Here is a 14,870-nt window from a genome sequence, read left to right as displayed (position 1 = left end):
CTATTTACGCAATTTAATTGTTGATTCAAGGGACTCGATTTGAGCCTGCATATGATCAAGTTTTTTTACCATTTGGGTCAATGGCACATCTGCTAATTGTCTTAAACGAACAACGGTGCGTTTCCACTTTTGATTTTCAAACAGTCCAATTCCTGAAGAATACGTTCCAGCCACAGAAATATTATTTGTGACCATTGACATTCCAGTTAAAGTGACATTATCAACAATATTTAGGTGCCCTGCAATTGCAGACCCACCACCTACGATGCAATTTTTGCCAATGGTTGTACTACCCGCAATTGCGGTATTGGCAGCAAAAGCAGAATTGGCACCAATTTTAGCGTTATGGGCGATTTGCACAAGGTTATCAATAATGACACCATCTTCCAAAATTGTGTCATCCAATGCACCGCGATCAATACTACAATTTGAACCAATCCGTACATCATTACCGATGATGACCGAACCCAATTGAGCAATTCGATGCCATTTCCCTTGATAAGGGGCAAAACCAAAACCTTCACTACCAATCACAGTATTGGCATGAATACGGACACGATCACCAATTTTGCATGACATCAGATTTACATGTGATTCAATTAAACCACCGCGGCCAATTTCAACACCATCATGTATGCTGACATGGGAATGGATAATCGTATCATCGCCAACAACGCAATTTTCACCAATGACTACATAATGACCAATATAAGCAGTATCTGAGATGATTGCAGAAGGATGTATCTGTGCAGTGCTTTCAATGCCCTGCTCAGTGTGTTTAACCTCAAAAGCATGGGTCAAAATCGCAAAGGCTAAATAAGGATTGGCAACAACAATAAAGTTTTGATGTTCAACCAAGAGATCTTTCAGATCAGCTGTAACAATGAATGCACCAGCTTTAGACTGCAGTGCTTGCTCTAAATACTTTTCACCATTTACAAATGCAAGATGTCTAGATTCTGCCGAATCTAGACTTGCTAATCCCTTAAGGATTAAATCAGCTTGACCTACACACTCACCTTGGACTAAACGAGCAAGATCTTCTAAGCGGTACTGTTGAGGATTCATTGATTACTTAATTGCGTTAACCTTTTGAATCATTTTATCAGTTAAATCATACTTAGCGTCATAGGCAAGTGCTGAGTTTTTATTCAAAACAACATCTAATTGATTTTCTTTACGCAATTGTTCAGCAACTTGCTTTACACGACCATCAAATACAGTACGTACTTGCTGAATAGAGCTTTGCACACTGCTTTGCATGGTTTGTTGTAAAGTATTGAACTCATTCATTTTGGTTTGGTACTGAGTCACCATTTTTTGCTTATCCGCAGCGCTCAGCTTATCACCTGTTTGTAAACGCTGTTGTAAGTCTTGAAGCTCTTTACTGAGTTGATCAAGCTTGGTGCTTTGCGGTTGAATTTTTTGTTGAAAACTCGAATTTTGTTGTTTTAAATAGGTGCTATTTTCAACAACACGCTCAAGATCCACCACACCATAGCCAGCAGCATTCACCACTGTAGAAGTTAATGCTGTAAGTGTTAAAGCTGTAAGAAGTTTTTTCATATTTATATCTTTCATGTAGAGAAAAGGTCGACCTTAGAAGGTACGACCGATTTCAAATTGAATGTTCTTTGTCTCGTCGCCTTCTTTATCATTCAATGGATATGCATAGCTGAGAGACAATGGACCAATCATCGTAATCCAAGTAAAGCCTACACCCACGCTATAGCGCATGTTATCAAGCTCGAAACCGAAGTTGTCTTTACAGTATTGCTTCGCATCCACACCAGCATCAGTTTTACTTCCAGTCATATATAATTGACCAGATGGAACATCACACTGTGTATCAAATACTTGCGCACCTTCAGCAAAGATAACTGGGCGAACCTGACGCGTCCAGTCCCCTTTAAATGGTAAAGGTAAAGCCAATTCTGTACCAAATTGGATCAGTGCGTTACCACCTACTTCCTCAAAATCATAATCTTTAGATCTTGATTCACTATAAGTCACACCTGGGTATTTTGGACCTAAGGTACTGTTATCATAACCACGTACCGAACCAAAACCACCTGCATAGAAGTTTTTATAGAATGGTAAGTCATTACCATAGCCCAACTTACCGTAGCCTCGTAACACAAAGTCTTTCGCAAGTGGGAAGTACGCCTGAGCATCATAAGTCAGTTTTTGATATTCAACATCACTGCCTGGCAATGCAATTTCGCCATTCACACGGTGCGACATCCCTGATGTAGGGAATACTGGACGGTTTAAGGTGTTATATGACCAACCCAAGTTTAAGTTATACGTTAAGAAGTCTCCAGTAAACTCAGAACCAAACGGTGCCGATGGATTAGCACAAGTCTCTCCTACTGGAATATTTTCATCTAAACAATAAGTAGATGTTGCAGTAGCTTTACCACCATGCGCCAGCAAGTAATCACGTACATAGGTCGATACATATGGACCTGTGGTTACTTCAGTTTGGTCGATGTTTAAACCCGCACTGACGCTTTGGTTTTCATCAATTGGATAACCGAAATTGATACCCCCACCAAAACTATCCGTCACATAGTTGTTGACGTTATAGTCTTCATCCAACTTGGTTTTACGGTAGTACATGTTATAACCACGACGTACACCATCAATCGTAAAGTATGGATCCGTCACACTTAGGTTATAATAGTCTTGCGTTTCTGAGCGGGATAAATCAATTGCAACTGAGTTACCTGTACCCATGAAATTGGTTTGACTTAAACCCGCTTGGAAGGTTACACCACCGCTTTGCGAGAAACCAACTGCTAAGGTACTGGTACCTGAGTGCTGCTCTTCAACATTAATGTTTAAATCAACCTGATCGGCTGTGTTCGGAACACGTGCAGGCTTGATATCTACAGTTTTAAAGAAACCTGTACGCTCTAAACGAACTTTCGATAAATCAATTTTCTCATTACTTGCCAGCGCACCTTCCATTTGGCGCATTTCACGACGTAATACTTCATCCGCAGTTTTCGTGTTGCCAGTAAAGTTAATACGACGCACAGTCACTTGCTGGCCTGGATTCACATAATAATTTAAATCCACCAGATGAGTTTCTTTATCAATCTGAGGTACGACGTTCACTTCTGCATAGTAATAACCTGCATTACCGTATTTACGCAGAAGCAACTGCTTAACCGCATTCACTTTTTCTTGTGAATAGATATCGCCATCTTTATAAATTTGTAAAGCTTTCAGCTCTGCTGGGGTGTATAAAGCATCGCCCAAAAATTTGGTTTCGCCAAATTTAAACTGTTCGCCTTCATCCACTGAAACTTCAACAAAAATATTCTTTTTATCTTCACTTAAATTTAAGCTTGAGTGATTAATATTAAAGTTGATATAGCCTTTGTTTAAATAAAGCGCACGTAAAGACTCTAAGCTTGCAGCCATCTTTTCACGTGCATAACGGTCACTACGTGAAATAATGGACGTCCAACCACTTTCTTTTACCGCAAACGCTTGTTCAATTTCGCTTTCTTTAAATACGGTATTACCAATAATATTGATATCTACAACTTTTGCAGCCTTACCTTCAACAAACTCAATAGTAAGGTCTACACGGTTGTTCGGCTTCGCTGTTGTCACAACTTTTACATCAGCATCATAACGACCTTGCTGCATGTACTGCTGTTCAAGCTCAGACTCAACCATTTGTAGCGCTGATTTTTTCAGCACTTCACCTTCGGTAATCCCCATCTTCTTCAAGCCTTCTTCTAAGGCCTCTTTAGGAATGAGTTTATTACCTTTAAATTCAACTTTAGAAATTAGTGGGCGTTCGACAACTTTGAAAACCAGCGTATCACCCTGCTTTTCTGTTTTAATGTCATCAAACAAACCTGTTGCATATAAACTACGAATGGCATTGGCAAGTGCTGCATCGCTCACACGATCCCCACTATTCAACGGAATCATTCCATAGACATTTGCTGGCGTTAAACGAACAAGTCCATCAACCTTAATATCACGTACTATATAATCTTCTGCTGCATATACTTGTTGTACTGTTGCCATAGCACTGATGAGCGCCAAAGGCATAAATAAATGTGTGTGCTGCATGCCAGTTTTTTCCGATGTAAAATTTAATTCCGTATCTACGCTTTTTTACAAACGCATAAAATCATTGAATAGTGCCAAAAGCATCATACTTCCGAGCAATACCATACCAATTTTTAAACCAACCAATTGTATTTGTTCAGAAACAGGTTTACCACGTATTAGTTCTATAAAATAATAGACCAAATGTCCACCATCAAGCATAGGAATAGGCAATAAATTTAATATCCCTAAACTTACACTCATCAGTGCCATAAATGAGATAAAAGTTTGCCAACCCATTTCCGCACTTTGTCCTGCGACTTTGGCAATCGTGATCGGTCCTGATAGGTTGTCTAGACCAATCAAACCGCGCACCATTTTCACAATCGAGTTCAAAATCATACTCGACAGTTGACCGGTTTTATCCACCGCCATCATGAAGGCTTCGGCAGGATTATATTGTATCGTTTGTTTATATTCTGTAGGAATACTGATTTTCCCAGGGTCACTTTGTACACCTAAGACACCAGAAACCTTGCCCATATTGTCGCGTTTACCTTGTGGCATCACTTCAAGTTGTACCAATTGATTTTGGCGAAGCACATCAATTTTTAACAATTTCTCAGGTGAAGCTTGAACCACTTGTACCACATCAAACCAATCATTCATCTTGATGCCATCAATCGCGACAATTTTGTCACCTTGTTGCATACCCTGACGAATGGCTGCGCCATCTTCGCTCAACTTAGTCACGACCGCAGGAATTTTAGGTCGATAAGGCGTAAAACCCAGAACATCAAGCGGAGACTGTGTTTGATCTTTCAAGAAGTTTTGAATAGGCAAACTAAATGTCTTAACTTGTCCCGCACGTTCGGCCTGAATTTGGATTGATCCCGTTTCACCTACACGATCAACCAAGGCAAAATTCAACTTTTCCCAAGTGGGTGTCGTTAAGCCATCAACAGCGGTAATTTTATCGCCCACTTGCATTTGAACTTGTGCTGCAGATGTATTAGGTAGCACTTTACCCACACGTGTATTCAACTGCTCTTGTGCAGGCAAAAACAAAATCCAAAACAGAAAGATTGCAAATACCAAGTTAATCAATGGGCCAGCCGCAACAATTGCGATACGCTTCCAAGGTGATTGACGATTAAATGCTTTGGGCACATCCTCTTCAGCAACATCGCCTTCACGCTCATCCAGCATTTTGACATACCCCCCTAAGGGCAATGCTGAAAGCTGATATTGAATACCAGACTTTTTAGACGTCCACTTTAAAACCGTTGGTCCAAAACCAATGGAATAAACTAAAACTTTTACGCCCAATTTACGCGCAACAAAATAGTGCCCAAACTCATGTATTGCAATAAGTGGGCCTAAAAGCAAAATTGCCGCAACAATCATAAACAAGGCGCTCATGCTTAAATTCCTATATTCACCACATATTGCTGAGCAACATGACGTGCGTTTCGATCGGCTTCTAAAATAACATCAAGTTGTGTTGCTGCTTGATGTGGGATGGTATTCAAAGTGTGTTCAACAATAGCAGGAATATCCATAAACCCCACCTGTTGATTTAAAAATGCAGCAACCGCAATTTCATTGGCAGCATTTAAAATCGCAGGGGCTGTACCCCCAGTTTTCATCGCTTGACGTGCCAAGCTTAATGCAGGGAATCTATGCGTATCTGGCGCTTGAAAATCCAACTGATGATTTTTAAATAAATCTAAAGCTGGAACATGGGTTTGAATACGCTCAGGCCATGCCAAAGCATGTGCAATCGGCGTACACATATCAGGATTTCCCATTTGCGCCAATGTTGAACCATCCACATATTGCACCATGGAATGAATAATACTCTGCGGATGCACAACTACTGTAACAAAATGTTCTTCGATTGAAAAAAGATGACAAGCTTCAATTAGCTCTAACCCTTTGTTCATAAGGGTCGCCGAATCAACCGAAATCTTCTGTCCCATGGACCAATTCGGGTGTTTGCACGCCTGTGCAGGCGTTACATTGTGTAATTCATCTAAACTATGTTTTAGAAATGGCCCACCGGATGCGGTCAGAAGAATACCAGAGACGCCGAGTTTCGGCTGTCCGTGACGCTCAGCTTGTAAATAGGTCTGCGGCAAGCATTGGAAGATTGCATTATGCTCAGAATCTACAGGAAGTAAAAGAGCCTGATGATCATGAGCAGCTTGCATCATGATGTCACCCGACATCACCAGCGCTTCTTTATTTGCCAAAAGAACACGCTTTCCTGCTTTTACCGCAGCTAACGTCGGCATTAAACCTGCAGCGCCCACAATCGCCGCCATCACCACATCCACTTCTGGATGTTCAGCAACCGCGATGAGGCCTGCCTCATCCGCCAAAATTTCAATGTTTTGTAAATTGGCTGCGACTAGGAGCTGGCGCAGTTCATCCACTTTAACTTGAGGTACAACTGCAATTTTAGGTTGAAACTGCTGACAAATATCAACAAGTTCTTGCATCCGACTATGTGCCGTAACAGCAAACACAGAATAGCGTTCAGCATGTTGTTGCAATATTTTTAAGGTGCTCTGCCCAATCGAACCCGTAACACCCAAAATACAAACAGATTGAGACATTTACAAATCTACGCCAATAAGTTTTAACACATATACACCCGCAGCAAAGATAGGTGCAGCAGCCAGTAGCGAGTCAATGCGATCCAGTACTCCACCATGCCCCGGCAAAATACGACCTGAGTCTTTAATTACAGCACGACGTTTAATCATAGACTCAAACAAATCACCTAAAACTGAGCTAAATACAGTCACTACAGATAAAATAAGAAATAATAAATGCTGCGCGTATGTTAAGTCTAAATAGAGGATTTCAACAGCAACCACGATGATCATGGCCGTAATCACACCACCATAAAGCCCTTCCAACGATTTATTTGGACTCACTTCAGGTGCAAGTTTACGCTTACCTAGTTTACGCCCAACAAAATATGCTCCGCTGTCAGCACCCCAAACCAATAAAAACAGGTACATTAGCCACCATGGAGACATCTTCCAGAGTGCAAAAATAGCGGTCACAGCTGAAGATATCAGAACAATACCAACCACCTTAAGGGTTGAATTATACCAAGCATCATAATTTGGATAGGATTTAACCCAATACAGGCTGAGCAGCCAACATAGGATAGAGGCAGCCCAAAGTAGAAGCGCAATATCATTAAAGTATAAAGCAAGTGTAGCAAGGCCAGCACTGAGTAAACCAAAACCCCATGCTAGAGGTTTATTAACATTTTTTGTTGTACGGGGCATGAGTTTAAACCACTCATAGCCTGCAACCCCTGCCGCAATAATCATCAGCACAAACATTGGATAGTGTGACTGGGTTGCAAACATACAACTCAGTACAACGGCCACCAAAACCAATGCGGTTATAATCCGCTCTAACATTTATTAGTTCTCAATTTTATCTTGTAGAATTTGTTCCGTCGTTTTCCCGAAACGACGTTCACGCCCACCAAATACAGCCAAGGCGTCATCAAACTCTTCTACACTGAACTCTGGCCAAAGAGTTGGAGTGAAGTAAAGCTCTGCATAAGCTGCTTGCCACAACATAAAGTTCGATAAACGAAAATCCCCGCCTGTACGAATCAATAGATCCACAGCGGGTAAATCACTCAAACTAACGTATTGGCCAAAAATATGTTCATCAATTTGCTCAGGATCTAACGCTTGAGATTGAACAGCAAGTGCAATCTGCTTAGCCGCATGCGCCATATCCCACATCCCACCGTAACTAATTGCGATGGTCAAAGTCATCTTGTCGAAATTAGCAGTGTCTTGTTCAGCATGCAACATTAAGTCACGCAATTGCGGAGATAATTTAGAACGATCACCAATAAAACGTAAGGACATTTGATATTGATGCATACGAGGCAGCTGTTCATGAATCGTGTCTTCCAACAGTTTCATGAGCAAATCAACTTCAGCTTGAGGGCGCTTCCAATTTTCACTCGAAAAAGCAAAAACGGTTAATGCTTGAATATTTTTTTTTCGACAATGCTCTACAATCGGGTCAAGGACATTTTTTCCTTCACGGTGACCGTCGCCCTTTTGCATTGCATTTTTTTTGGCAAAACGATTGTTGCCATCCATGATGATGGCAACATGTTTTGGAAGAGTAAGCTTATCTTCTGAATCGGTCATTATACAAATTAGACCTTCAACAACTCAGCTTCTTTATTCGCAAGACGTTTGTCGATTTCAGCAACAAACTTATCTGTGATTTTTTGAATATCATCAGATGCACGACGCTCATCATCTTCAGAAATTTCTTTTTCTTTCAACAATGCTTTGATGTCGCCCAGTACATCACGGCGAATATTACGTACTGCAACTTTTGCATTTTCAGCTTCGTTACGCGCAACTTTTTGCATGTCACGGCGTGTTTCTTCCGTCAATGCAGCCATTGGAACACGAATCGCATCAGCTGTAATTGGGTTTAAACCCAAATCTGACTCACGAATCGCTTTATCAATTGCTGCAACCATCGTACGCTCAAATGGCTGAACCAACAATGTACGCGAGTCTTCAACACCCACGTTTGCCACTTGGTTTAATGGCACATCTGAGCCATAGTAAGGAACCATTACCCCGTTTAAGATAGATGGATGCGCACGTCCTGTACGAACCTTGGCAAAACCGTGTTCTAACGAGTCAAGTGACTTGTTCATACGGTCTTCTGCGTCTTTTTTAAGATCGTTAATCATGTGATCTTCCTTACTTAATTCGAAAAGATATAAATTCTAAAATAGCGTGTAGTATAAAGAGCTTTCGAGGTCACGTACATTAGTTCGTTACGTGAGTACCCTCTTTTTCGCCCATAACCACTGAAAGCAATGAACCTGCTTTATTCATGTCAAAGACTTGAAGTGGTACATTGTGGTCACGACATAAGCAAATCGCTGTTAAATCCATCACACCCAATTTCTCATCTAACACTTGGTCAAAAGTTAAGGTGTCATATTTAACGGCATCATCATATTTGCTTGGGTCTTTGTTGTAGACACCATCAACTTTCGTTGCTTTTAGGATCAGGTTGGCTTCAATCTCGATACCACGTAAGCATGCTGCTGTATCTGTGGTAAAGAACGGGTTACCTGTACCTGCGACAAACACACAAACTTCACCTTGTGTTAGGTGACGAATCGCATCACGGCTTGAGTATGATTCAACCACAGCACCGATTGGCAATGCTGACATCAAACGCGTTTTGATGTTACGGCGTACCAAAGCATCACGTAATGCCAAGCCATTCATCACGGTTGCAAGCATACCCATTTGGTCACCCGTTACACGACCAACCAAACCATCTTTTTGCAATTGACTACCGCGATATAAGTTACCACCACCCACAACAATCCCGACTTGCACACCCAAACCCACTAAGTGCGCAATTGCCAAAGACATTTGATCAAGGACTTGAGCATCAATACCCATATCTTTATTTCCAGCCAATGCTTCGCCAGAAAGTTTCAGTAAGATGCGTTCAAAACGTGGTTTTTTAGAATCCAACATCGCAATAACTCCAATATCTAAATTTTAAAATTTTATTTGTGTCTTAATTCGATTTAATCGAAATCAACTGTGCATACAGATCATATTCATCTGCATCGGTAATTTCGACTTCTAACAAATCGCCTGATTTAATCTGGCTTTTATCAATATCTTCCACAAAGACATTGCCATCAATTTCAGGAGCATCTGCGTATGAACGTGCAATCGCAACTGGGAATTCTTCATCAAGCTCATCGACCAGCACCGTCATTTTCTGACCAACACGCTTTTGAAGTTTTGCAGCAGAAATCGCCTGTTGCACTTCCATAAAGCGCTCATAACGCTGTTGCTTAATCTCTTCTGGCACGTGATCTGGTAAGTCGTTTGCTGTCGCACCTTCAACAGGTGAATAGGTAAAGCAGCCTACGCGATCAAGTTGTGCTTCTTTTAGCCACTCAAGCAAGATTTCAAAATCTTCTTCAGTTTCACCAGGGAAACCCACAACGAAGGTTGAACGAATCACCAATTCAGGACATTTTTCACGCCACAGCTTTAAACGCTCAAGTGTATTTTCACTATGCGCAGGTCGTTTCATCAGTTTTAGAACTTTTGGGCTGGCATGTTGGAATGGAATATCCAAATAAGGCAAAATTTTGCCTTGTGCCATCAAGTCAATCACTGCATCCACATGTGGATATGGATATACATAGTGCAAACGCACCCAAATACCGAGTTGACCTAAGGCCTCACACATGTCATAGAACTTCGTCTTAACAGGTTGACCATTCCAAAAGTCTAATTTGTATTTGGTATCGAGGCCGTAAGCAGAAGTATCTTGGGAGATAACGAGTACTTCTTTTACACCGGCACGTTTAAGCGCAGCCGCTTCTTCTAAAACAGAACCGACTGGGCGAGACACTAAGTCACCACGCATACTTGGAATAATGCAGAAGGTACAACGATGGTTGCATCCTTCTGAGATTTTTAAGTACGCATAATGCTTCGGCGTTAAACGAATCCCTTGTTCTGGAACAAGGTCAATAAATGGGTTGTGTTTTGGTGGCTCAGGCACGTATTGGTGCACAGCTTCCATCACTTCTTGATATGCAGCCGCCCCTGTCACTTTTAAGACATTTGGGTGCATTTGGCGAATTTTGTCTTCGTCTTTACCTAGGCAGCCCGTAACGATTACACGACCGTTCGCACTCATGGCTTCGCCAATGGCATCTAAAGACTCTTGCACTGCAGATTCAATAAAACCACAGGTATTTACAACAACTAAATCCGCACCATCATAATCTGATGCTACATCATAACCTTCAGTCTTCAACTGAGTTAAAATTCGTTCGGAATCAACCAATGCCTTAGGACAACCTAAAGAAACAAAACCGACTTTGGGGGATTTCATGAATCTGCGCTCCACTAGAATGCGCGTATTGTATGTCTTTTCTGTTTATAAAAACAGATCGATTCCACACTCTTTGTTTAATGCACCAAAATAAAACCATCACTGTAGTAGAATCAGTATAACGCACCATTTTAAGTCACTTTCAGTTTACTTGATTTTTAGAATCCGCTATATCTTTAGCTAATCGTTCATTTACAGCGCATTCTGCAAAAAAAGTGTGCTCATTTCACTATACAAAATCAAAGTTGGCGTGCATTTTGCTTTATTTGCATCAATTCAGTCCGCTATTTGGAACGGTTAATGCTTTATCAAGATGCCATTGCGCTATTTTAATACAGGATACATTCGCTAATGGATCACCCTATTTCTATCGACTATCGCCTTTTAGTGGACAATTTGACCACTGCGATTCTATTGGTCGACAGTAAATTAAATATTTTTTACTTAAATTCCTCTTGCGAAGCATTATTTGATATCAGTCTTTTACGTGCCTCTGGCCAACCTGCGCTTAATTTACTCCATGCACCCAATGATGAGTTCAATACAGAAGAAGCACTTCTCAATACTCTAAATTCGGGACAACACTACACCCGTCGTGAAGCCATCATTAAGGTCAACTTTAAAGATATTCATGTTGACTATACCGTGTCACAGTTGAATTCAAATAAACCCTATCATCCTTTGCTTTTAATTGAGATCAATCCGATTGATCGGATGCTCAAAATTTCCAAGGAAGAAAACTTCTTACAACAACATCAGGTTGCACGCCAACTGATTCGCGGTGTTGCACATGAAATTAAAAATCCGCTAGGCGGAATTCGCGGTGCTACACAACTTTTAGCACGTAGCCTCAATGATCCTCAATATAGCGAGTTCACCGACATTATTATTAGTGAAGTCGATCGCTTACGTAATTTAGCAGACACCATGCTTGGTTCACGTCAGCTCCCAAGTTATGAGTTGGTCAATGTACATGAGCCTTTAGAGCGTGTTCGCTCACTCATTACCAACCAAACCAAAAAGAAAATTAAGATCACCCGTGATTATGATTTGTCATTACCTGAAGTGATGGCCGATCGTGATCAACTGATACAAGTTATGCTGAACATTAGCGTCAATGCAGTGCAAGCCATGACTGAAAATAAAGAGTTCTTTGTCGACCACCAACCTGAACTAATGTTACGCACCCGTATTCAACGTTTAGTGACCATCAATGGTGTACTGCAACGCTCTGTGGTACGGATTGATATCGAAGACAATGGTCCGGGCGTTCCAGAAGAAATTTTAGAATCCGTGTTTTACCCACTGGTCACGGGTCGTGCTAAAGGCACAGGACTGGGTTTAAGTATTGCGCAAAATATTATGCATCAACATAACGGAATGATTGAATGCCAATCTGTTCCCGGAAAAACAACTTTTAGCTTATATATACCTTGGGAGTTAAACCATGTCGCGAAATAAAATATGGGTAATTGATGACGATCGCGCCATGCGCTGGGTGCTGGAAAAAACGTTCAAAGAAGAAGGTTTTGACGTCACAAGTTTTGAAGAAGCTCAATCTGCTTTAGACCAACTCAGTTTAGATGCACCCGATGTGATCTTGACCGATATTCGTATGCCCGGCATAGATGGCTTAACTTTTTTAGCGAAAGTTAAAGCCAACTATCCTGATCTACCTGTCATTATTATGACGGCTCACTCTGACCTAGAGTCTGCTGTTTCAAGTTATCAAACAGGCGCATTTGAGTATTTACCCAAGCCTTTTGATATTGATGAAGCCTTAGCTTTAGTGAATCGTGCGATTTTGCACATCACCAAAATGCAGCAGCAAGAATCGGCAAAAACGGTACCACCGATTCAATCGACCGAAATCATTGGCGAGTCTCCTGCTATGCAGGAAGTCTTCCGCGCGATTGGTCGTTTGTCTCAATCACACATTACAGTGTTAATTAATGGTGAATCTGGTACAGGTAAAGAGTTAGTTGCGCATGCGCTACACCGCCACTCACCACGGAGCAGCAAACCTTTTATTGCACTCAACATGGCCGCGATTCCCAAAGACCTAATTGAAACAGAGCTTTTTGGTCATGAGAAAGGTGCATTTACTGGCGCCAATACCCAGCGCCAAGGTCGCTTTGAACAGGCCAATGGTGGAACGCTGTTTTTAGATGAAATTGGCGATATGCCTTTTGAAACACAAACGCGTTTACTGCGTGTCTTGGCTGATGGCGAGTTTTACCGTGTTGGTGGGCATATCCCAGTAAAAGTAGATGTACGTATTGTCGCGGCAACGCACCAAGACTTAGAAAAATTGGTACATGATGGTCGCTTCCGTGAAGACTTATATCACCGTCTGAACGTGATTCGCATTCACATTCCAAAACTGGCGCATCGTAGCGAAGACATCCCAATGTTAGCGCAACACTTCTTGGCACGTGCAGGCAAAGAATTAGGTGTAAGCCCTAAAATCCTTCGTCCTGAAACGCAAGAATATATGCAACAGCTGCCTTGGCAAGGAAACGTACGTCAGCTCGAGAACACTTGCCGCTGGTTAACGGTCATGATTACAGGACGTGAAGTTTATCCTGAAGACTTACCATCAGAGCTGAAGCAAATTCCAATTACCCGCTCAGGTGAAGATGCGCAAGCCGCGCAAAACTTAGATCGGATTGCAGTCCACCATTGGGATGAGTTGTTGGGTCAATGGGCTGTGCAAAAGCTGAAAAATGGCGAGATGAAAATCCTCGATATCGCAACCCCAATGTTCGAACGTACATTGATCATTGCTGCGCTGCAACAAACCCGTGGCCGTAAACGGCATGCGGCTGAGTTACTCGGTTGGGGGCGTAACACCCTTACGCGTAAACTTAAAGAGCTAGGTATGGATACCGCAGATGATGAAAGTGAAGAAGAAGCTTTAGAAAACTAAGACAGATTCAAATAAAAGCGCCGCAATGGCGCTTTTATTTATTAAGCCGTAAAGCCTAAATAGCGTGAATAGCCTTCAACACCAAGTGGTGCTTTTAACATGATAAATTTTGGGTAACTGGCTTGAGTTAACTCTTCAAACATAATCACTTGATCATCATGTGCATGGAGATCATCAACACTGCGCTGCATGGTCGCTTCAAATTCATCTGTGATATATTCAAAACCAATGTCCATCGCAATAAATAAGGTATGCTCACAAGGCTGAACGTATTGTTCCTGAGACCAATCAATTACCTGTTGTTGGCAGTGTGGACACGCTACGGGATCTGTCGCTTCACAGTCTAGTGGGATCAATTGATAAGTCATAATTTAGTTTTTAAACAAAGATGCTGCGAAGTTTAGCATAGGATAAAGTACCTAGAATAATCATGTCGACTTTAGAAAAAGCCATTGCACTGGCTGCAACCCAACATGCGGGGCAACTCGATAAGGGCGGACAACCTTACATCTTGCATCCACTTCGCCTCATGTTGCAATTTTCCAATCCCACCCTACAAATCATTGCGGTGTTGCATGACATTTTGGAAGACACCGCAACGACTGCTGAAGACTTAAAAGCGCTTGGCTTTAGTGCCGAGATCATTCAATCCATACAAGCACTGACCAAACAAACAGGTGAATCACGTTTGGAAGCGGCTAAGCGCACTGTATTAAACCCTCTTGCAACCCAAGTGAAATATGTTGATGTACTCGATAATATGAACCTTACGCGCATAAACAATCCAACAGCACACGACTTTGCACGACTTGAAGAATATAAAGTGGTGCTTGAAATACTCAAACAAGCGAAAACTCAGCGAAACCCTTAAAATAGCTGAGTATTTTCAATTAAATCTCTACAA

Annotated in this window: 14 protein-coding genes; 3 read left to right on the top strand and 11 right to left on the bottom strand. The window is 41.6% G+C overall.

Annotated elements, in window-relative coordinates; all coding sequences use genetic code 11:
* From lpxD to rimO, 10 genes are all read right to left on the bottom strand, one after another.
* Entirely contained in the window at nucleotides 1-1,068 is a 1,068-nt protein-coding gene (gene lpxD, locus AC4MC0_RS06335) for a UDP-3-O-(3-hydroxymyristoyl)glucosamine N-acyltransferase (protein WP_491887379.1), read from the bottom strand.
* 3 nt (nucleotides 1,069-1,071) lie between these two features.
* The gene (locus AC4MC0_RS06330; RefSeq protein ID WP_335999099.1) at nucleotides 1,072-1,566 is read right to left on the bottom strand and encodes an OmpH/Skp family outer membrane protein; all 495 of its coding nucleotides are present in this window, start codon (nucleotides 1,564-1,566) and stop codon (nucleotides 1,072-1,074) included.
* 33 nt (nucleotides 1,567-1,599) lie between these two features.
* Nucleotides 1,600-4,098 (bottom strand): outer membrane protein assembly factor BamA, encoded by a 2,499-nt coding sequence (bamA, locus tag AC4MC0_RS06325; protein ID WP_491887378.1) that lies wholly within the window; start codon nucleotides 4,096-4,098, stop codon nucleotides 1,600-1,602.
* A 45-nt stretch (nucleotides 4,099-4,143) separates the two neighbouring features.
* Nucleotides 4,144-5,499 carry an RIP metalloprotease RseP gene (gene rseP, locus AC4MC0_RS06320; protein ID WP_491882444.1) on the bottom strand — a complete coding sequence of 452 codons (1,356 nt, stop codon included), beginning with the start codon at nucleotides 5,497-5,499 and terminating at the stop codon, nucleotides 4,144-4,146.
* Nucleotides 5,500-5,501: 2 nt separating this feature from the next.
* A complete protein-coding gene (gene ispC, locus AC4MC0_RS06315) occupies nucleotides 5,502-6,698 on the bottom strand; it encodes a 1-deoxy-D-xylulose-5-phosphate reductoisomerase (protein ID WP_335999093.1) in 1,197 nt (398 codons plus the stop codon).
* Nucleotides 6,699-7,523, bottom strand: a complete 825-nt coding sequence (locus AC4MC0_RS06310; protein WP_114837241.1) for a phosphatidate cytidylyltransferase — start codon at nucleotides 7,521-7,523, stop codon at nucleotides 6,699-6,701.
* 3 nt (nucleotides 7,524-7,526) lie between these two features.
* Nucleotides 7,527-8,279, bottom strand: coding sequence for a polyprenyl diphosphate synthase (gene uppS / locus AC4MC0_RS06305; protein ID WP_279736179.1), 753 nt, complete (start codon nucleotides 8,277-8,279; stop codon nucleotides 7,527-7,529).
* 8 nt (nucleotides 8,280-8,287) lie between these two features.
* Complete coding sequence (gene frr, locus AC4MC0_RS06300; RefSeq protein WP_010326990.1) at nucleotides 8,288-8,842, bottom strand: ribosome recycling factor; 555 nt, start codon at nucleotides 8,840-8,842, stop codon at nucleotides 8,288-8,290.
* Nucleotides 8,843-8,921: 79 nt separating this feature from the next.
* A complete protein-coding gene (gene pyrH, locus AC4MC0_RS06295) occupies nucleotides 8,922-9,650 on the bottom strand; it encodes a UMP kinase (protein ID WP_004696558.1) in 729 nt (242 codons plus the stop codon).
* Between the two features lie 43 nt (nucleotides 9,651-9,693).
* Nucleotides 9,694-11,037: a 30S ribosomal protein S12 methylthiotransferase RimO gene (rimO, locus tag AC4MC0_RS06290; protein WP_004981943.1), complete on the bottom strand. Its 1,344-nt coding sequence runs from the start codon at nucleotides 11,035-11,037 to the stop codon at nucleotides 9,694-9,696.
* Between the two features lie 351 nt (nucleotides 11,038-11,388).
* Between rimO and glnL the strand changes: the two genes are divergently transcribed.
* Both glnL and glnG read left to right on the top strand, forming a co-directional pair.
* On the top strand, nucleotides 11,389-12,498 hold the full coding sequence (gene glnL / locus AC4MC0_RS06285; RefSeq protein WP_004696555.1) for a nitrogen regulation protein NR(II): 1,110 nt from the start codon (nucleotides 11,389-11,391) through the stop codon (nucleotides 12,496-12,498).
* Nucleotides 12,485-13,966, top strand: a complete 1,482-nt coding sequence (glnG, locus tag AC4MC0_RS06280) for a nitrogen regulation protein NR(I) (RefSeq protein ID WP_004696552.1) — start codon at nucleotides 12,485-12,487, stop codon at nucleotides 13,964-13,966. Before glnL ends, glnG begins: the two co-directional genes overlap by 14 nt.
* Nucleotides 13,967-14,007: 41 nt before the next feature.
* Here the strand turns inward: glnG and AC4MC0_RS06275 are convergent, their stop codons facing one another.
* Entirely contained in the window at nucleotides 14,008-14,334 is a 327-nt protein-coding gene (locus tag AC4MC0_RS06275) for a hypothetical protein (RefSeq protein ID WP_004696551.1), read from the bottom strand.
* Nucleotides 14,335-14,396: 62 nt separating this feature from the next.
* On the opposite strand from AC4MC0_RS06275, the gene AC4MC0_RS06270 reads away from it, so the two are divergent.
* On the top strand, nucleotides 14,397-14,837 hold the full coding sequence (locus AC4MC0_RS06270; RefSeq protein WP_078388764.1) for a phosphohydrolase: 441 nt from the start codon (nucleotides 14,397-14,399) through the stop codon (nucleotides 14,835-14,837).
* The last annotated feature ends 33 nt before the right edge of the window (nucleotides 14,838-14,870 follow it).

The sequence above is a fragment of the Acinetobacter sp. CAU_H_S139_7 genome (assembly GCF_058599305.1).
The sequence above is the reverse complement of the archived record's forward strand: the minus strand, read 5'-3'. Positions and strand labels throughout refer to the sequence as shown.